The sequence below is a fragment of the Alkalihalobacillus alcalophilus ATCC 27647 = CGMCC 1.3604 genome, from assembly GCF_000292245.2.
In the GTDB taxonomy this organism is placed as follows: Bacteria; Bacillota; Bacilli; order Bacillales; family Bacillaceae_D; genus Alkalihalobacillus; species Alkalihalobacillus alcalophilus.
The window spans coordinates 18,989-37,705 of the sequence record NZ_ALPT02000004.1; the positions used below are offsets into that span (position 1 = coordinate 18,989).

The 18,717-nt window shown below is 37.5% G+C and carries 19 protein-coding genes and 1 pseudogene; 6 read left to right on the forward strand and 14 right to left on the reverse strand.

What is annotated here, in order from left to right:
• Positions 1 to 58: 58 nt before the first annotated feature.
• Positions 59 to 262, forward strand: coding sequence for a YlaI family protein (locus BALCAV_RS01730; RefSeq protein WP_003321092.1), 204 nt, complete (start codon positions 59 to 61; stop codon positions 260 to 262).
• 22 nt (positions 263 to 284) lie between these two features.
• On the opposite strand, the gene BALCAV_RS01735 is transcribed toward BALCAV_RS01730, so the two are convergent.
• Together BALCAV_RS01735 and typA are read right to left on the reverse strand one after the other, a co-directional pair.
• The gene (locus tag BALCAV_RS01735; protein WP_003321093.1) at positions 285 to 614 is read right to left on the reverse strand and encodes a YlaH-like family protein; all 330 of its coding nucleotides are present in this window, start codon (positions 612 to 614) and stop codon (positions 285 to 287) included.
• A gap of 43 nt (positions 615 to 657) precedes the next feature.
• Positions 658 to 2,499 carry a translational GTPase TypA gene (gene typA / locus BALCAV_RS01740; protein ID WP_003321094.1) on the reverse strand — a complete coding sequence of 614 codons (1,842 nt, stop codon included), beginning with the start codon at positions 2,497 to 2,499 and terminating at the stop codon, positions 658 to 660.
• Positions 2,500 to 2,674: 175 nt separating this feature from the next.
• Here typA and BALCAV_RS01745 point away from each other — a divergent pair, with 175 nt between their 5' ends.
• A complete protein-coding gene (locus tag BALCAV_RS01745) occupies positions 2,675 to 2,860 on the forward strand; it encodes a DUF5325 family protein (RefSeq protein WP_003321096.1) in 186 nt (61 codons plus the stop codon).
• A 225-nt stretch (positions 2,861 to 3,085) separates the two neighbouring features.
• Here the strand turns inward: BALCAV_RS01745 and BALCAV_RS01750 are convergent, their stop codons facing one another.
• From BALCAV_RS01750 to BALCAV_RS01765, 4 genes are all read right to left on the reverse strand, one after another.
• A complete protein-coding gene (locus BALCAV_RS01750; RefSeq protein WP_003320955.1) occupies positions 3,086 to 3,976 on the reverse strand; it encodes an NAD(P)-dependent oxidoreductase in 891 nt (296 codons plus the stop codon).
• On the reverse strand, positions 3,977 to 4,783 hold the full coding sequence (locus tag BALCAV_RS01755) for an inositol monophosphatase family protein (protein ID WP_003320953.1): 807 nt from the start codon (positions 4,781 to 4,783) through the stop codon (positions 3,977 to 3,979).
• 170 nt (positions 4,784 to 4,953) lie between these two features.
• Entirely contained in the window at positions 4,954 to 6,342 is a 1,389-nt protein-coding gene (locus BALCAV_RS01760; protein WP_003320951.1) for an alanine/glycine:cation symporter family protein, read from the reverse strand.
• Between the two features lie 253 nt (positions 6,343 to 6,595).
• Positions 6,596 to 6,787 carry a hypothetical protein gene (locus BALCAV_RS01765; protein ID WP_003320950.1) on the reverse strand — a complete coding sequence of 64 codons (192 nt, stop codon included), beginning with the start codon at positions 6,785 to 6,787 and terminating at the stop codon, positions 6,596 to 6,598.
• Between the two features lie 251 nt (positions 6,788 to 7,038).
• On the opposite strand from BALCAV_RS01765, the pseudogene BALCAV_RS01770 reads away from it, so the two are divergent.
• Positions 7,039 to 7,684 (forward strand): annotated as a pseudogene (locus tag BALCAV_RS01770) (YktB family protein).
• 51 nt (positions 7,685 to 7,735) lie between these two features.
• Here BALCAV_RS01770 and BALCAV_RS01775 read toward each other — a convergent pair.
• A complete protein-coding gene (locus tag BALCAV_RS01775; RefSeq protein ID WP_003320948.1) occupies positions 7,736 to 8,260 on the reverse strand; it encodes a hypothetical protein in 525 nt (174 codons plus the stop codon).
• Between the two features lie 24 nt (positions 8,261 to 8,284).
• Positions 8,285 to 8,560, reverse strand: coding sequence for a UPF0223 family protein (locus tag BALCAV_RS01780; protein WP_003320947.1), 276 nt, complete (start codon positions 8,558 to 8,560; stop codon positions 8,285 to 8,287).
• Between the two features lie 214 nt (positions 8,561 to 8,774).
• Here BALCAV_RS01780 and BALCAV_RS01785 point away from each other — a divergent pair, with 214 nt between their 5' ends.
• Positions 8,775 to 10,250 (forward strand): aminotransferase class I/II-fold pyridoxal phosphate-dependent enzyme, encoded by a 1,476-nt coding sequence (locus tag BALCAV_RS01785; protein WP_003320946.1) that lies wholly within the window; start codon positions 8,775 to 8,777, stop codon positions 10,248 to 10,250.
• A gap of 693 nt (positions 10,251 to 10,943) precedes the next feature.
• Here the strand turns inward: BALCAV_RS01785 and BALCAV_RS21425 are convergent.
• Together BALCAV_RS21425 and BALCAV_RS01790 are read right to left on the reverse strand one after the other, a co-directional pair.
• On the reverse strand, positions 10,944 to 11,108 hold the full coding sequence (locus tag BALCAV_RS21425; RefSeq protein WP_326938282.1) for a GapA-binding peptide SR1P: 165 nt from the start codon (positions 11,106 to 11,108) through the stop codon (positions 10,944 to 10,946).
• Positions 11,109 to 11,181: 73 nt separating this feature from the next.
• Positions 11,182 to 12,033, reverse strand: coding sequence for a polysaccharide deacetylase family protein (locus tag BALCAV_RS01790; RefSeq protein ID WP_003320945.1), 852 nt, complete (start codon positions 12,031 to 12,033; stop codon positions 11,182 to 11,184).
• A gap of 118 nt (positions 12,034 to 12,151) precedes the next feature.
• Here BALCAV_RS01790 and BALCAV_RS01795 point away from each other — a divergent pair, with 118 nt between their 5' ends.
• Together BALCAV_RS01795 and BALCAV_RS01800 are read left to right on the forward strand one after the other, a co-directional pair.
• Complete coding sequence (locus BALCAV_RS01795; protein ID WP_003320944.1) at positions 12,152 to 13,207, forward strand: aromatic acid exporter family protein; 1,056 nt, start codon at positions 12,152 to 12,154, stop codon at positions 13,205 to 13,207.
• Between the two features lie 182 nt (positions 13,208 to 13,389).
• Positions 13,390 to 13,821 carry a thioredoxin family protein gene (locus BALCAV_RS01800; protein WP_040323378.1) on the forward strand — a complete coding sequence of 144 codons (432 nt, stop codon included), beginning with the start codon at positions 13,390 to 13,392 and terminating at the stop codon, positions 13,819 to 13,821.
• 39 nt (positions 13,822 to 13,860) lie between these two features.
• Here BALCAV_RS01800 and lpdA read toward each other — a convergent pair whose 3' ends face one another.
• The 4 genes from lpdA to pdhA all read right to left on the reverse strand — a co-directional run bounded on the left by lpdA (position 13,861) and on the right by pdhA (position 18,701).
• Positions 13,861 to 15,270: a dihydrolipoyl dehydrogenase gene (lpdA, locus tag BALCAV_RS01805; protein ID WP_003320941.1), complete on the reverse strand. Its 1,410-nt coding sequence runs from the start codon at positions 15,268 to 15,270 to the stop codon at positions 13,861 to 13,863.
• A gap of 3 nt (positions 15,271 to 15,273) precedes the next feature.
• Positions 15,274 to 16,554 carry a dihydrolipoamide acetyltransferase family protein gene (locus tag BALCAV_RS01810; protein WP_003320939.1) on the reverse strand — a complete coding sequence of 427 codons (1,281 nt, stop codon included), beginning with the start codon at positions 16,552 to 16,554 and terminating at the stop codon, positions 15,274 to 15,276.
• An 80-nt stretch (positions 16,555 to 16,634) separates the two neighbouring features.
• The gene (locus BALCAV_RS01815) at positions 16,635 to 17,612 is read right to left on the reverse strand and encodes an alpha-ketoacid dehydrogenase subunit beta (RefSeq protein ID WP_003320938.1); all 978 of its coding nucleotides are present in this window, start codon (positions 17,610 to 17,612) and stop codon (positions 16,635 to 16,637) included.
• Between the two features lie 3 nt (positions 17,613 to 17,615).
• Positions 17,616 to 18,701 (reverse strand): pyruvate dehydrogenase (acetyl-transferring) E1 component subunit alpha, encoded by a 1,086-nt coding sequence (gene pdhA, locus BALCAV_RS01820; protein WP_003320937.1) that lies wholly within the window; start codon positions 18,699 to 18,701, stop codon positions 17,616 to 17,618.
• Positions 18,702 to 18,717 lie beyond the last annotated feature (16 nt).

Sequence of the window (18,717 nt, forward strand, 5' to 3'; positions counted from 1 at the left end):
TACCATAGAGAAACTTTGGAAATCAATAGATACGTAATACCGAAATGGAGTGAAAATCGTGCGTGTAAAATGTGTTTTATGTGATAAAATCGATAAAATTGATGATCATATTTTAATTGCTAAAAGACTGAGAAACCGTCCCATTCATACGTATATGTGCGATTCGTGTCAAGAAAGAATTACACTTCGCACTAATGAACGTAAATCAACGGGCTCATTTATTTTAAGAAACTCAAAAGAAAAAGAGAGCGAATGGATTTAACTCCACTCGCTCTCTTTTTTGTCTAACCTTGTTTCTGCTCTTCTTGACGGTGCCGGTAGAGGCGATAACGATAAGCCCCTAACACAAGAGCCGATATGATGAGTACGATAATCATCGGTGCCCCGAAAAGAAATTCTAAAAACCATAAAACAAAACAACCAACCACTAATAAAATGTAAATGACGGCCATTTTTAACACTGGCAATTTCCTTGCAAACCCTAAATTAAATACGATTACCGCTAGGGCAACAATGGCTATGAAAGCCCAAAAACCATTCCAAGGATTTTCAGCAGACGCCCTCATTAACCACGAATAACCTTCAAGTTCCTCTTGTGTAAATGAGTGTTCCATTACTTTGTATCATCCTTTCAAAACCTAGCCATTACAACCGTTATTATGATTGCTGTGATAGCTTTTTACGCTTTTCCACTCGTTCACGTTCTGATTTATTTAAGATCTTTTTACGTAAACGAATCGATTCAGGTGTTAACTCGCAATATTCATCTTCATTTAAATACTCAAGTGCTTCTTCTAGTGTCATGATTCTTGGTTTTTTCATTGTAACGGTTTGATCCTTCGTAGCAGAACGTACGTTCGTTTGAGCTTTCATTTTCGTTACGTTGACCGTCAAATCATTTTCACGTGTATGCTCTCCAACGATCATACCTTCGTAAATTTCCGTTCCTGGTTCGATAAAAATCGTTCCACGATCCTCTACTTGCATAATTCCATATTGGCTCGCTTTTCCTGTTTCCATCGAAACCAGAACACCTTGGCGACGTCCACCAACTTGACCCGCAGCCATTGGTTGGTAACTATCAAAGGAATGGTTAATAATTCCATAACCACGTGTTTGAGTTAAGAACTCTGTCGTATAACCGATAAGGCCACGAGCTGGAACCATAAATTCTAATCGAACTTGACCATTACCAGAGTTTGTCATGTTCGTCATCTCACCTTTACGCTCACCCAATGATTCCATAACAGCACCTGTGTACTCTTCTGGAACATCAATTTGCACACGTTCAACAGGCTCAGAACGAACCCCATCAACTTCACGAATGATTACTTCTGGTTTAGAAACTTGTAGCTCAAATCCTTCACGACGCATATTTTCAATTAAAATTGATAAGTGAAGCTCTCCACGCCCTGAAACGATCCACACATCAGGAGAATCCGTATTATCTACACGTAAACTAACATCTGTTTCTAGCTCAGCTGTTAAACGTTCCTCTAATTTACGACTCGTTACCCATTTTCCTTCACGACCAGCAAAAGGACTGTTGTTAACAAGGAATGTCATTTGTAAAGTAGGCTCATCAATACGTAAAATCGGCAATGCTTCTTGATGCTCAACTGGACAAACCGTTTCACCTACATTGATTTCTTCCATTCCGGAAACCGCAATTAGATCGCCTGCTTTTGCAGAGGTAATTTCAATTCTTTTCAACCCTAAGAAGCCGAACATTTTTGTAACACGAAACTGTTTAATAGAACCATCAAGCTTCATTAGAGCAACTTGTTGTCCAACTTCAATTGTTCCTCTAAATACTCGACCAATCCCAACACGACCTAAATAATCGTTATAATCAAGCATCGTCACTTGGAATTGTAGCGGCTCTCTACTGTTATCCACTGGTGATGGAATCGTTTCGATAATCGTTTCGAATAAAGAATTCATATTCTCATCTTGTTGTTCATGATTTAAGCTTGCTGTTCCATTAATCGCAGAAGCAAAAACAACAGGGAAGTCCAATTGGTCTTCATCTGCCCCAAGGTCAATAAATAAGTCCACTACTTCATCGACAACCTCTGTTGGACGAGCAAAATCACGATCGATTTTATTCACAACAACAATTGGTGTTAATTTTTGTTCTAATGCTTTCTTTAAAACAAAACGAGTTTGTGGCATACAGCCCTCGTAAGCATCAACAACAAGTAAAACACCATCTACCATTTTCATAATACGTTCTACTTCTCCACCGAAGTCAGCATGCCCAGGTGTATCTAAAATGTTAATACGAGTATCCCCGTAATTAATCGCTGTATTTTTAGCAAGGATTGTAATCCCGCGCTCTTTTTCAATCGCATTTGAATCCATAGCTCTTTCTTCAACTTGTTCGTTTACACGGAACGTACCTGATTGTTTTAATAATTCATCAACCAATGTCGTTTTACCGTGGTCAACGTGTGCGATAATCGCAATATTTTTTATATCGTTACGATATTCAGTCATCCAATTCTCTCCTTAGTTCAACTTTAACTGTATAAGTATATCATAAACCAATTAAAAATAGGTAATCCGCTTTGTTAAATAAAAAGGTTATTTTTTTTGTCACAACATTGTCCTTTTTCTTTTCCTATTTTAAAGGTACACTATTAATGTTCACCGAACTTAGGGGGTAATTAATGTGAAGAAAGAAAACCTTTTATTTTTACTGTTAGCTTCAGTAACTGTTTTTTGTATTATGATTATTGGAGTTGCTATTGCTGAACGTAGTGTGTTCATTGCTAGTTTAGCGATTCTTGGAATTGTCGTTGCAATGGGACTAGGTTTTACACTAAAAAAAAGAGCTAGAGAATCAAGCGAAATATAAATCATTCTTTTCTTAGATTTATTATAACTGTAAACAAAATCACTAACGAAATAAGAGGGGCTGGAACAAAACCCTCCTCTGATCTGAAAAGCCGGTAACATTTTACAATTAAAATGTTACCGGCTTTCATTATATAGTAGATGACGTTCTTCTTCCCGTTTCCGAAAAATGCTTGCACGTCAATCGTTAGGTATGTAATTCGGTCTATTTTGGCACTTTGTTTTTTTATTTTTTTCTTGCTAAGGTTATGTTTGTTTTTTGTTCTAATGGTTTGACGACAGCACAAATATCTTCATGTCCATAATCATTTTTTGCTTCGGACACTTTTTCTGCTCCCAATTTAACCATATCGAGCGGCATATCAATTTCTTTCGCTAAATCAAGGGCCAAATTGATATCCTTGTTTAATAACTCCAATGAAAACCTAGCTTCGAATTGACGATCAAGAATGGCATCCACAGACCAGTCCATACTTTTAGAAAAGCCTGAACTACGTTTAATTAAATCATAAGCAATTGCAGGATCTACTCCACTTTTTTCTGCCATTACATAACATTCTGCTAGAGCTGCTTGATGGACTCCAATCAACATATTATTTAATAATTTGACGACAGTGCCACTTCCGACTTCACCAACAAGAAGAATATATTCACCGTAAGCTTCCATAATGGGTTTCGCTTTTTGAAACGCTCGTTCATTTCCTCCACACATAATCGTCAAAGTTCCTGCGATAGCTCCCATCGGTCCACCACTTACAGGAGCATCGATAAATTCTGCTCCTTTTTGCTCGGCAAGCTTAGCAATACGTTCATTTGTATTACGATCAACCGTTGAGTGGTCAACTAATATTTGCTCTTTCTGTACCCCAGCAAGAATTCCCTCTTCCCCTTCATAAACTTCATTAATCGTTTTTGGAAGAGGCAGGCAAGTTAAAATGACATCAACTGTTTCTGCAATTTCTTTAGGTGTTGAAAGAGTCTTCGCTCCAAGGTTAACTGCCTCTTCATAACGACCTCGCCCGTGCAGGACATAAACCTCATAATCTTTTGATAATAAATGCTGGACCATTGGAAAGCCCATCGTTCCAAGTCCAATATACCCAACCTTTTTTATCATTTAAAATTCCTCCCCTAAATATGAAGATATAATTTCTTTATGTAATTGTGGTTTCGCTGCGATCACCGTTCCTGAATCTAAAAGTGATAATTCATTCCCTGCAAATGAAGAAGCAACACAACCGACCTCTTTTAAAATAACAAGTGCTGCCGCATAATCCCATGGCGATAATTTCACACTAATGTAGCCATCTAATCGATCTGCCGCGACATAAGCCATTTCAATTGCCGCTGAACCATAAGAACGAATGCTGCGCACATCTCGAACTAATGCTCGTAGCGGATTTTGATAAACATTTCTTTCTTCCACGAGCCATTTTCCATTAACGCCAATGATGGACTCGTCTAAAACTCTTTCTTTTACCGGAACAAGTTCTTCCCCGTTTAAATAAGCTCCATTATCTCGGCTTGCATGAAAAAACTCATTACTCATCACATCGTAAATCATTCCAACCATACCCAAGCCATTATGATATACGCCAACGGAAATCGCAAAGTTATATTTTTGATGAACAAAATTCATCGTCCCATCAATCGGATCGATAATCCAGACTGTTCCATCTAAAGATTGTAATATTCCTTCCTCAGCAATTCCTTCTTCGCCTAAAAAGTGATGGTCAGGAAATGTTTGTTTAATTTTCTGATAAAAAAATTGCTCAGTTTTCTTATCGACCTCAGTAACTAAATCATGAGGATTCGACTTAGATTTTACTTCAATTGGATTATGCAAGGCTTCTTTCACCTTTTCTCCTGCTTCTAACGTCCATTCTTTTGCAATTTTTTCTATCTCCAACCAATTTAATGACATAACCTCGACACCTCTTTTAGAATAAACAAATTTTTTATTATTTAATTATGACATAAGTGACTTCATAAAGGAATTATTTGACCTAAAAGAAGTTTATATCCTTATCAAATAAAAAGCCTATTAACCATAGTCTTGTTTAACGTATGGTTTAATAGGCTTCATTGTCTCCATTAACTTGCCATTTTACTTCTCTTTTCTTCCAATTTCTCTTTTGCTCGAACCTCCCTAAACTTGTTGGTTTCTGCGACAATAACTCCAGATAATAAGCAAAGAGCAATTAAGTTTGGTATTGCCATCAATCCATTAAAAATATCGGCAATATCCCAAACGAGTCCAACAGAAGTTCCAGCACCAACCATAACCATTATACAGAAAATAACTTTGTAATAAATCGTATTTTGGTCCCCAAAAATATAACCAAAACATTTCTCCCCATAATAAGACCAACCAATAATAGTGGAGTAAGCAAAAAAGATAATCCCAAATACAACAACATAATTTCCGATACCAGGTAAAAAGGATTCAAACGCCGCTCCTGTTAAAACTGCTTGGCTCTCTGGACCTAACCCTAAATGAAGACCACTCATGACAATAACTAAACCTGTAATCGTACAAACGATCATCGTATCAAGGAATGTACCTGTCATCGATACAAGTGCTTGTCTACCAGGATAATCCGTTTTGGCTGCTGCTGCTGCAATCGGTGCAGAACCAAGACCTGCTTCATTCGAGAATACACCACGTGCAATACCGTAACGAATCGCTAAACCAATCGCACCGCCACCAACGGCCTCAGGATTAATTGCCGCGTGGAAAATAGTTAAGAATGCTTCTGGCACTTGGGTAATATTTAATAAAATAATAACGAGTCCACCTGCCATATAAAATAAGGCCATAAACGGAACAAAGATAGCAGAAACACGTCCAATTCCTTTAATTCCACCAAGTAAAACGAGTGCTGTTAAAACCATCAACACAAATCCTGTTATCCACGGATTAATATTAAAAGTAGCTTGTAATGAACCTGCAACCGTATTGGATTGTGTCATATTGCCGATACCAAACGATGCTAAAAAGCCAAATAAAGCAAATAAAATCGCAAGCCATTTCCAGCCAAGTCCTTTTTCAATATAATACATCGGCCCACCAGAAATCTCGCCCTTGTGATTAACGGTACGATACTTTACAGCTAATATCGCCTCTCCGTATTTAGTCGCCATTCCAAAAAAGGCAGCTAACCACATCCAAAAAAGAGCTCCTACTCCTCCCAAAAGAATGGCAGATGCAACTCCGGTCATATTCCCAATTCCAAGAGTTGCCGCCATCGCCGTCATTAACGATTGAAAATGAGAAATGTCCCCTTTTGCCTTATCATCTTTCTTTTTACTGCGGGAAAAAGTCAATTTTAGAGCATAAGGTAAATCACGAATTTGCAAAAAACCTAAACGAATGGTCAAAAATACCCCAGTACCCACAATCAAAAAGAGTGTTACTGGTCCCCAAACTACGCCATTAATGGCATCAACTACTTTCTGAAAGCCCTCTAAAAAACCTTCCATTTCATTGCCCCCAATCTGTTCGTCTTGTTTGTCTTCTCTTAATAAAATAAAGCATTGTCATTATTTTAGTTGATTCTTGTCAGAAAATCTATCAGAAAATATATATATTTTAGTTTTTTCTGATAATAATATCGATTCATTTCTTTTTTTGTCTATAAAATCATGTAAGCTTGTCTCAGCTTAAAACAAAAAATAACACGACTCTCCGTTTTGAGATTCGTGCCCTATGAGTAAAAAGCTGCATTTAGAATGCTTACGTAATTTCTAGCTTTTTTAATTCTTGCTGCAACTTTTTTAATTTCTCTAATGTCTGGAGCCTTGAAGCATCATCATCCGTTAATAAAGCATCATGTAACGTCATCAATTCATAATCAATCTCGAGCTTCAGAACAACAATACGATTCTTCACACCTGTAAGTTCAAACCCCTCCATGATCTGTTCCATTAACGACACCCCTCAAAGTAGGATTTTAATAACCTTAGGCCAATGCAACAAAGTAATGAGTTAGTACAGTTTATTAGCCTTTCAAAAAAATGTGCGGACTTCAAACCAATAAAATGATTACATCCTACTCTGATAGACATGTTGGAATATTTCTAGGCAATACTAACGGGATAAGAAGCATTATATTCTCATTTAATCGACATTATGTGTTAAACTTAAAGAATAATTATTATAATTAAGGAGTGTCAATGATGACTTTTTCTGGATTTAACGATTCTGATTTTAATGTATTTAATATAAACGGCCTTGAGGAGCGAATGGAGGCATTAAAATCCAATATTCGTCCTAAGTTTGAAGCAATTGCGGCAGAATTAGAACCGACTTTAGCTTCTTTAACAGGGGATGAAATGTTTACACATATCGCTAAACATGCACGCCGTACCGTCAACCCACCAAATGACACGTGGGTCGCATTTGCTAACAGTAAAAGAGGGTATAAAATGCTCCCCCATTTTCAAGTTGGCTTATTTGAAACCCATTTATTTGTTTGGTTTGCCGTTATTTACGAATGCCCGATTAAAGCCCCCTTTGCGGAGAAGTTGTTAAAAAACGTAAATAAATGGAAAAAAGACATTCCAAATGATTTTGTTTGGTCCATTGATCACATGAAACCGGAAGCGAAAAAACATGGAGATCTTTCAAAAAAATGAATTGGAAGCAATGTTCACCCGACTAAAAGACGTCAAAAAAGCGGAACTATTATGTGGTATCCACATTGATCGAAATGATCCAATCTTAAAAGATGGACAAGCGTTAATCCAAAAAATAGAGGAAACATATAAAACCATCTTGCCATTATATACATTAGCTCAAAACGCCCCCATTCCAGCCAATTAAAAATAAGCCCAAAGACATCTAGCGTCTTTGGGCTTATTTCATCTTACTAAATCAATATAACGCCTCTAATATCTTCTTACTTAGCTCAATATGTGTGCTTCGTTTATCAACAAAAGCAAACATGGCATTAGATAATTCAATATCCAATTCATCAATAAATCTTGTTTGTTCATTAATAGAAACAGCGAATAATTGTTCCTCACCAGTTTCTTCATCTTCAGCGACATATTGTCTGCTTCCTTCTCTTGCATCATCAGAAAAAAGTCCATCTAATGGAACTAAACCAACTGGGTCAAAAAACACATCTTTGGATTGATCAATAAAATATAAATCTCCCTCTTGGGCAGCAATAACGACAAGAATTCTTTCATGCTGAACAGGCTCAATCGAAATGTGAATCTCTTCCTCAACTTCACCTATTTCATTTTCAATCATTTTATGTAATTGCTCTTCTCGATCTCTTGGCACATCTCCAAAAAAATAAATCGATAATTTCTCATCATTTGCTCCACTCGAACAAGCACTGAGAACTAAAAAACCAAATATAAAAAAAATATTTAAGGCACCTTTCCCCATCTTATCCCTCCCCCCAAACATGACTTATTTCGTTAATCGAATCATTTCACCAGTCTGTTTCTCTTTTGCTGTTTTAACAGCATGATAACAGGAGACTTCTGCTTGTTCATCAAATTGTTGACAAAGTTGTTTTTCTTCACTTTTTGATGGGACGATTTCTTTAAAACGTTTATAGTAGTTTAAAAATTTGTCTCGCTCCATTCCACGACTAAATACATCTTCCACTGCTTGATAAAAATCGAGGACATCCACGACCTCATCCTTTGTCCAATCAAGTGAAATTGGCATATTCATATCCATTAAATAAACCCCTTTCTTCTTTTCTCTACAATATGTAACATGTTCCTACCTTTTATGCAAGAATCTACTATATGAACACAAAAACGTTTCGAAAAATACATATTTATTTCTTCTTTTAGCTATGCAAGTGAATGCCCTATTTGGTATACTCTTATTTGTTTTATATCACTATATCTTATATAGGATAATTTCATTATAAAAAGAGGTGACGTCTTTGTCGCGACAGTATTCTACTCCACTATTTGATGGGGTTCGTAAACATGCAGAAAAACAACCTATTCAATTCCATATTCCTGGACATAAAAAAGGGACAGGAATGGACCCGGAATTTAGAGAATATATTGGTGAAAATGCACTTGCAATTGACTTAATTAATATCGCTCCATTAGATGACCTCCACCATCCACACGGAATCATTAAAGAAGCACAAGAGCTTGCTGCAGAAGCATTTGGAGCAGATCATACATTCTTTTCTGTGCAAGGAACGAGTGGAGCCATTATGACAATGATTATGAGTGTTTGTTCTCCTGGTGATAAAATAATCGTTCCACGAAATGTTCATAAATCAATTATGTCTGCGATTATTTTTTCTGGAGCAAACCCTGTTTTTATTCACCCTGAAATTGATCCAAACCTAGGTATTTCCCACGGAATAACAACAGATTCGGTTGAGAAAGCTCTTCAAACTCATCCAGATGCCAAAGGGTTACTCGTCATCAATCCAACTTATTTCGGAGTATCTGGAAATTTGGAGAAAATCGTCGAAATTGCTCACAGTTACCAAATACCTGTCCTCGTTGATGAAGCACATGGTGTTCATATTCATTTTCATGATCAGCTACCTTTATCGGCTATGCAAGCAGGTGCAGACATGGCCGCAACAAGTGTTCATAAGCTAGGCGGTTCAATGACACAAAGCTCGATATTAAATGTTAAAGAAGGGCTAGTCTCAGCGAAGAGAGTGCAATCGATTATTAGTATGCTCACGACAACTTCAACCTCTTATTTGTTATTAGCTTCACTTGATGTCGCCAGAAGAAGACTCGCAACAGAAGGTCAAAAGCTGTTAACTAATACGATTGAATTAGCTGAAAAAACACGTGAACAGCTCAATGCCATTCCGAGAATCACATGCGTTGGAGAAGAAATTCTTGGTACAAAAGCCACTTATGATATGGATCCAACTAAATTAATCATTTCAGTTAAAGAGCTTGGAATAACAGGGTCAGAAGTTGAAGTTTGGTTAAGAGAGCGGTATGCAATCGAAGTGGAGTTGTCCGATTTATATAACATTCTTTGTATCATTTCTCTTGGAGATACCGTAGAAAAAACGGCAAAGCTTGTAGATGCCCTTACTCAGCTTTCTTTAGAAACAAGTGATACATCCCGGGAACAGAAAGAAATAAAAGTTTACGTCCCTAGAATTCCGACACTTGCTCTTTCACCCCGTGATGCTTTTTATGCAGAAACAGAAGTCATTCCTTTCTCAAAATCAGCTGGTAGAATCATTGCAGAATTTATTATGGTCTACCCACCTGGTATTCCGATTTTAATTCCTGGGGAAATTATCGCGGAAGAAAATCTTGCCTATATTGAGGAAAACATTAAAGAAGGTTTACCTGTTCAAGGTCCAGAAGATGGAACCTTCCAAACAATTCGAGTCATTAAAGAATTTGAAGCTATTAAATAAACGAAGAAATGAGCTGTTCCATTAAGGTTAATAAGTGACCTTTATTGGTACAGCTTTTTTGTTATTGATTTTACTTTATTCGCACCGTAATTTCCGCTCCCCATCTTTTTCATTACCTATTCCCTTTTTTTCGCACCGTAATTTCGATCTCCCAACTTTTTCATTACCTATTCCTTTTTATCCGCACCGTAATTTCGCTGCCCCACCTTCTTCATTACCTATTCTCTTTTTTTCGCACTGTAATTTCGATCTCCCATCTTTTTCATTACCTATTTCCTTTTATTCGCACCGTAATTTCGATCTCCCACCTTTTTCATAACCTATTCCTTTTTATCTGCACCGTAATTCCCGCTCCCCATCTTTTTCATTACCTATTCCTTTTTATCCGCACCGTAATTCCCGCTCCCCAACTTTTTCATTACCTATTCCTTTTTATCCGCACCGTAATTTCGATCTCCCAACTTTTTCATTACCTATTCCTTTTTATCCGCACCGTAATTTCTGCTCCCCATCTTTTTCATTACCTATTCCTTTTTATCCGCACCGTAATTTCCGCTCTTCACCTTTTTCATTACCTATTCCTTTTTATCCGCACCGTAATTTCGCTCTCCCACCTTTTTCATTACCTATTCCCGCCTATCCACGGCCCCTTCATTGGCTTCAAAAAAATCGACACTACGATGGTCAGGTCTCCTAACCATAGCAATGTCGATTTCCCATTAATCGTTTTTTACTTGTTTTTTGGCAGTGGCTGCAATGAGAGCACTTCACATAAACTTTTGTCACTTTTTCGGATTCGAAAGCCATAATTGATTCGTGACAGGTTTGACAAATGATAGTTCCTAACATCACAATCATCTCCTCAATCCTTTTTGTAAGCGCTTCAAACCACTGTATACCTTATGTTGTATCACTCATATTTAGACTTCATTTATTTGATTTCTTTCGGATTCACCATTTTATACCCTTTTTCCTGTAAACCATTTATGATATCAGTCAATGCTTCTGCCGTCCATGCTCGATCATGCATAAGCAGGTTCGCTCCATTTTGCAGTTCTTTTGCATTCACCATAATATCTGTTAAAGCATCTGCATTTTGATAATTACTTTCCCAATCATACCCGTAAGTCCAATTCATTAAAGTCATCTGTTCATCAGCAACGACTTCACGTGCATAATCCGTATTTGCTCCAAATGGGGCCCTAAAAAACCTTGGCCGTTCACCAATTATCTCTTCTACTAATTCATTCAATTCAACAATCTCATTTTTTTGTTCTTCTTCACTAATTTGCTGTAAGTTCGGATGTGTCATCGTATGGTTACCAATTTCAAAGCCCATCTCATAAATTTCTTTTAATTTATCACGTCCAGCCTCATCCATAATAAAGTGACCATTCACAAAAAAGATCGCTGGTACTTCTAACTTTTTTAAGTTTTTTGCCATCTCGATTGAATAGTTATCAGGTGCATCATCAATTGTTATTAACACAACGTTCTCATCTGCCCCCATTCCCTCAATCGGTTGAACAGCTGATGTTGTTGCATTAATGGTGTATTTTTTCTCTATTTTCTCAATAACTTCTTGGCTTTGTTTCTCTTCCACATCATCTTCCCCTTCAGACTCATGATCATGTGACTCCTCTTCCTCTACTTCACCCTCTTGTTCCCTTTCATTTTCCGCAACCTCGTCCGCTGGCTCCGTACTCTCGAATCGGGTTGTATCCGCATCATCTCCACACCCAACCAACAAAATGAGCCCTAATAAACAAACAATCTTTTTCATTTCGTTCAACCCTTTCGAATTTGTCCATAATTATGTGATTCATGAAGAAAATGTATAATTTATTCCCTTTACCCCGATACTAACTGCCGTATTCAATTATAACATTTAAGGAGTTACTATGAGAATAAAATGGCCGATCGGTAGACGTATCATCAAAACAGGAGTTGCCGTATTTATCACAGCAATTTTATGTCATACGATGAACCTATCTGCTTCTTTTGCGATTATTACGGCGATAGTTACCATTGAACCGACCGTTCATGCCTCAATAAAAAAAGGGCTGATTCGATTACCAGCGGCTGCGATTGGTGCTTGTTTTGCCGTTTTATGTGATATTTTATTTGGTGAAACAGCCTTAACCTATGCCTTAATCGCTATTTTTACACTTACAACCTGTGCCTCTTTAAAACTAGATCCATCTACCCTTGTCGCTACATTAACTGCAACAGCGATGGTGCCTGGAATGGTGGATGTAAGCATTCTTGATGTCCTTTGGCGAGTTACAGGTTCTTTTATTGGCATAACAGTCTCAACATTCATTAATTTCTTAATTTTACCACCAAAATTCGGTCCACTTCTTGTTCAGCGAATCGATGAGATTAGTGACCATATCGGTACTAGTATACAATCTATGATGCTCAATTTGCTGGATTCTGATCAAGAGCCTCGAGAAAGAATTGATACATATAAAAAAATCTCCGAAAAAATACATGATGGCTACCAACTATCATCCTTTCAAAATGATGAATGGAGGTATCGAACATCTTCTGAACATGAAAGACGCTCTTTTGATTATTTGCATAAGAAACTAGATCATTTAAACCATTTAGTCATTCATTTAGGCAAAATTGCCCATCTTCGCTTGAATCAGCCTATCAGTGTTCAAGAAAAAACATACATAATGGATACAATCCAAGCATTTGCTGACATCTTAAAGGATCCGTTCCACCAAATCGACACGTCGGTTATCGTTAAAGTGAATCAGCTGTCTCCTCTAGCAGCAAACAATCAGAATATGTCACCTAAAACCATTGAAATACTCTATTATGAACTTCAATCTATTTATGTATTATTACAAGAACTTGCTCAAATAACAAAGGATGAAAGGCAGTATTCATTTGAAGAAGAACAATACCCTGCCTATATTTTTCAAAAAAACTGGCAATATGATTAACTAACCTTAAAGAAAAAGGGATCACGATCAAATGTTGAATTCCTTTTTCTTTTTTCAATATCTACTTCCATATTTCTATTTGATTACATTTCGATTACCTAAGCCATTTTAAGGTTTTAATCATGCTAAAATAATTCGTATCTTAACAATTATTTTAAAAAAATAAATGGGATGTGACAAGCTTGAAAAAGACTAACGTAATAATTATTTTCTTCTTCTCTAGTATTCTATTATCAGCTTGTTCGACAGGTTTTTTAAAAGCAAATTCACCTATCAATCATGATGTCGGCCAGCATATGACCGTATTATTTTCTGATTCATCGAATATAAAAAAAGAAGACAACTATTATGATGCGATATTAGAGTTTCAATCAGAAAACCCTGAACAGACTCAACCTTTTATGATTATCGATTCTGATGAACGCGACATTGTCCGCTATTACGACGTTCAAGTATTCCCTACGATGATCGTTTTAAATGGCGGATCAGAACAGTTACGAATGGAAGGTGTACAATCTAAGGATGAAATTGTCACAACCTTGAAGGAAGCTCTAAAGATGCAAGTCCATAATGAATCTATTAGCTTTTTATCATTAAAAAAACACCTACCCTAGAAACATATGATGTTCCTTTGGGTAGGTGTTTTTTATTTATTATTTTACAATGTGAATTGGAGTGCCTAAAGCAACTTCTGCTGTTTCCATTGTAATTTCACCTAATGATGGGTGAGCATGGATTGTTAAAGCAATATCTTCAGCTGTCATTCCAGCTTCAATTGCTAATCCAACTTCTGAAATCATATCAGATGCACTTGCTCCAGCAATTTGAGCACCTAACACTAGGCCGTCCTCTTTACGAGTGATTAGTTTCATAAAACCATCTGTCTCATTTAAAGAAAGAGCACGTCCATTTGCAGCAAATGGGAATTTAGCAACAACTACATCGTAGCCAGCTTCTTTTGCCTCTTTTTCGTTGTAACCAACAGTAGCTAATTCTGGATCAGAGAAGACAACTGCAGGAATAGCTAAGTAATCGACCTCTGATTTTTCACCAGCAATCGCTTCTGCTGCAATTTTTCCTTCATAAGAAGCTTTATGAGCTAATGCTAAACCTTCAACAACATCACCAATCGCAAAAATATTGCTTACATTTGTACGGCATTGTTTGTCTACTTTAATTAAACCACGGTCCGTCATTTCAACACCAATTTGCTCTAAACCAAGCTCATCTGTGTTAGGTCTACGTCCAACTGTTACTAGTACATAGTCCGCTTCAAAAACTTCTTCTTTTCCTTTAATTTCAGCTGTTACTTTGACGCCATCCGTCGTTTCTTCAACACCTTTAGCTAATGCTTCCGTATGGAATGTTACGCCGTTTTTCTTTAATCGTTTTTCAACAAGTTTAGCCATTTGTTTTTCGAAACCAGGTAAGACTTGCTTTCCACCTTCAAGTACAACAACTTCTGAACCAAGGTTAGAAAGTGCACCTGTTAATTCAATGCCGATGTACCCTCCACCAATAACGACTAACTTTTTAGGTACTTCTTTAAGAGCTAGGGCACCTGTCGAGTTAATCACACGATCCGTATATTTAAAAGAAGGTAATTCAATTGGACGTGAGCCAGTTGCAATAATACAATTTTTGAAATTGTATGTTTGTGAACTCTTATCATCCATAATACGAACAGAATTCTCTGATGCAAAGTATGCTTCACCTTGAACAAGCTCTACTTTGTTTCCTTTTAAAAGTCCCTTAACTCCACCAGTTAACTTATCTACAACGCTTGCTTTCCATTCTTGGACTTTTTCGAAGTTCACAGAAACATTTTCTGCTACGATTCCGATTTCATCTGAATGTTTAGCGCTATGGAATTTATGACCAGCATTAATTAACGCTTTTGAAGGAATACAACCTACGTTTAAACAAACGCCTCCAACTGTTGCTTTTTCTACAACAGTTACGGATTGTCCCAGTTGTGCTGCACGAATAGCTGCTACATATCCTCCTGGGCCTGAACCAATAACTAGTGTGTCTACCTCTTTTGCGAAATCACCAACAACCATTTCTTACCCCTCCATTAATAATAATTGTGGATCGTTTAACAAACGCTTAACATGGTTTAAGGCATTTTGAGCTGTCACTCCATCAATTAGACGGTGGTCATAACTGATAGATAGTGCAAGTACAGGTGCCGCTACAATTTCACCGTTTTGAACAACTGCTTTTTCTTCAATACGGCCAATTCCTAAAATAGCTACTTCAGGATGATTGATAACTGGCGTAAACCATAAACCACGTGCAGAACCTACATTCGAAATTGTTGCACTTCCGCCTTTCATTTCCGCACTGCTTAATTTAGCATCACGAGCTTTTGCTGCTAAATCGTTAATTTCATCTGCTAATACGAAGATTGATTTACGGTCAGCGTCTTTGATGACTGGTACGAACAATCCGTGTTCAGTATCTGCTGCAATACCTATATTAAAGTATTTTTTATATACGATCTCTTCATTTGCATCATCAATAGAAGCATTTAATACAGGATATTTACGCAACGCAGATGTTAAAGCTTTAACAACATAAGGTAAGTACGTTAACTTTGTACCTTGTGCCGCTGCTATTTCCTTGTATTGTTTTCTATGTGCAACAAGTGCTGAAACTTCAACCTCATCCATATGTGTAACATGTGGTGCTGTATGTTTCGAGTTAACCATTGCTTTGGCAATTGCTTTACGAACACCTTTTAATGGAACACGCTCTTCTAACTCACCAACCGGGATAGAAACAGGTGCAGATTTTTTCGTTTCAGTAGAAGTTGCCACTTCTTCTGATGATGTGTCTTCAGATGCTGTTTCTTGGCTACCGCCATTTAAGAATGTATCAATATCTTCTTTTAAGACACGACCATTTTTACCAGAACCTGAAACTTTTTTAATATTGACATCCTTATCACGTGCATATTTACGAACAGAAGGCATCGCAATTACACGAGCATTATCATCTGAATCTGACTCAGTTGATGCTGCAGGAGTCTTCGTTGCTTCTTCTTTTTTCTCTTCTTTAGGCTCTTCCTTTGCTTCTTCAGCTGGTGCAGCTTCTTCCTCATAGCCTTCGGCGTCAATTGTTAAAAGAACATCACCAACAATACTAACCGTTCCTTCTTCCACTTTTAGCTCAAGAACTTTTCCATCTACTGGAGAAGGAATTTCTACAACTGCTTTATCATTTTGCACTTCTAAAAGTATATCATCTTCTTTTACTTCGTCACCAGCTTTAACGAACCATTTTACGATTTCGCCTTCATGGATACCTTCACCAATATCCGGCAATTTAAACTCATATGCCACTTTTAGTGCCTCCCTTATCATACATTTAGTTTGGCGAAGAGGAAAGCAATAAACGACTTTCCTCTTCAAAAAATTTTTTATTAGAAATTAACGACTTTATTTACTGCATCAACGATATCTTTGTGGTCAGGTAACCAAGAATCTTCCATTGCAGCGAATGGATATACGGTATCAGGTGCTGTTACACGTAATACAGGAGCCTCAAGGCTTAAAATTGCACGTTCCGTAATTTCTGCTACTACGTTTGCAGCAATCCCTGCTTGCTTTTGTGCTTCTTGTACAACAATCGCACGGTTTGTTTTCTCAACAGAAGCGATGATCGTATCGATATCTAATGGACTAACCGTCATTAAATCGATTACTTCAACATCGACACCGTCTTTTTCTAATTCTTCTGCTGCTTTTAATGAAGCGTGAACCATTGCTCCATAAGTAATAATCGTTACATCTTTACCTTCGCGTTTAATATCCGCTTTTCCTAATTCGATTGTGTACTCTTCTTCAGGAACTTCTGCACGGAATGAACGGTATAATTTCATGTGCTCTAAGAATACAACTGGATCGTTGTCACGGATTGAAGCAATTAATAAACCTTTTGCATCATAAGGAGTAGATGGAATAACGACTTTTAAACCTGGAGTTTGAGCCATTAATCCTTCTAAGCTATCCGCATGCATTTCCGGTGTTTTAACTCCTCCACCAAATGGTGAACGAACCGTGATTGGAGTTGTTTGCGTTCCACCAGAACGGTAACGCCAGCGGCTCATTTGACCAGCTACCGAATCCATTACTTCAAATAAGAAACCGAAGAATTGGATTTCCATAACTGGACGGAAGCCTGTAATCCCTAGTCCAATTGCTAAACCACCAATACCAGACTCAGCTAATGGTGTATCAAATACACGATCTTCACCGAATTCTTTTTGTAAGCCTTCCGTTGCACGGAATACTCCACCATTTTGACCGACATCTTCCCCAAAAATTAGGACATCTTCATTCTTTTTAAGCTCATTACGCATTGCATCCGTAATCGCTTGAATCATTGTCATTTGCGCCATTGGTTATTTCGACTCCTTTGCTGTATATTCTTCCATTTGCTCACGAAGATTAGCTGGGAGTTGTTCGAACATAACACCGATGATATCCGTTACTTTTTGCTTCGGAGCAGAGTCAGCTTCTTTAATTGCTGCTTTAATATCTTCTTTTGCTTTTTCAACCACTTCATTTTCTTTTTCTTCGTTCCATAATTTTTTGCCTTCTAAGAACTTACGGAAACGGATTAATGGATCTTTTTTCGTCCATTCATCATCTAAATCAGAAGTACGGTAACGTGTTGGATCATCACCAGCCATTGTATGTGGACCATAACGGTAAGTTAATGTCTCGATTAATGTCGGACCTTCACCGTTAAGAGCACGCTCACGAGCTTGCTTTGTCACAGTATAAACAGCTAAAACATCCATTCCGTCAACTTGAATTCCTTCGATACCAGCTGCCGTTGCTTTTTGAGCGATGGTTTTCGCTGCAGATTGTTTTTCAACTGGAACTGAAATTGCAAAGCGGTTATTTTGAACAACGAAAATAGCAGGTACGTTAAAAGCACCAGCAAAGTTCATTCCTTCATAGAAATCCCCTTGAGAAGCTCCACCATCACCTGTGTAAGTGATTGCAACGTTGTTTTTCCCTTTACGTTTTAGACCTAATGCAACCCCAGCCGTTTGGATAATTTGAGCACCAATAATGATTTGTGGCACAACAATATTTAATCCTTCTGGGAATTTACCGCCGCCGATATGACCACGCGACCATAAAAATGCTTGGTGTAATGGTAAACCGTGGAATACGATTTGCGGAATATCACGATATCCAGGTAAAATCCAATCCTCTTTATCTAATGCAAAGTGAGTTCCAAGCATAGACGCTTCTTGACCAGCAACTGGTGCATAGAAACCTAAACGCCCTTGACGGTTTAATGAAATCGCACGTTGATCCCAAATGCGCGTATAAACCATTCTTCTCATTAATTCTTGTAACTCTTCATCACTTAGTTCAGGCATGGCTGCTTCATTTACAACTTCGCCCTCTTCATTCAAAATTTGAAATGTCTCAAACTTTCCTTCTACTTGCTCTAAAGTTTTTGTACTCACTACCTTCACCTACCCT